The sequence below is a fragment of the Paraclostridium dentum genome, assembly GCF_012922555.1.
Classification (GTDB): Bacteria; Bacillota; Clostridia; order Peptostreptococcales; family Peptostreptococcaceae; genus Paraclostridium; species Paraclostridium dentum.
Genome location: NZ_WIPK01000070.1, coordinates 1 through 721 on the forward strand (window position 1 = coordinate 1; position 721 = coordinate 721).

General features: G+C 49.9%; 1 protein-coding gene. It reads left to right on the top strand.

Annotated features, from left to right (window positions below; genetic code table 11):
* Positions 1-713: type 2 periplasmic-binding domain-containing protein (locus tag GFJ41_RS20940; RefSeq protein ID WP_170075983.1), on the top strand; the 713-nt coding region annotated here is incomplete at its 5' end.
* Positions 714-721: the final 8 nt, after the last annotated feature.

Genomic DNA, 721 nt, shown 5'->3' on the forward strand with positions numbered 1-721 from the left:
CTGTAGTGCACAAGGACTCTATCTTGACCTGGGATACGCTGCAAAGCAAGACGTCGTGTCACACTGCAGTGGGTCGTACAGCAGGCTGGAACATTCCCATGGGTCTCCTCCACGAAACAAACAAAAACTGTGACTTCGCAACATACTTCAGTAAAAGCTGTGCTCCTGGCGCAGCTCCTGATTCAACCCTGTGTGCGTTGTGTAAGGGAGGTGAAGCTGGCAAGGACAAATGTAAAGCCAGCAGTGACGAGCCTTATTACGGCTACAGTGGAGCCTTCAGGTGTTTGGCCGAAGGTGCTGGTGCAGTGGCGTTTATTAAGGAAACCACTGTCGCAGAAAACACAGACGGCAATGGACCAGCCTGGGCTAAGGGTTTCAAATCATCAGACTATAAACTCATCTGTCCCAGTGGCTCTGCTGCAATTACTGGGTATGAGAACTGTAATTTAGCCAAAGTTCCAGCTCACGCCGTCATCACTCGACCAGAGAAACATGGAGACATTGTGTCATTCTTCAAGAACCAGCAGATTAATTTCGCCACCTCAACACTCTTCAGAGAATCCACGAAATGTCTCCAAGAAGTTCGACAATCCTATCAGGAGTTCCTAGGACAAAAATACGTAAACTCCATAAAGTCTCTGCACGAGTGTAAGGAGAGCAAGTCCGAACTGGAGGAGGCGTGCGCCGCTCGCTCGTGTCCAGCCACGGCCTAACATGGTCC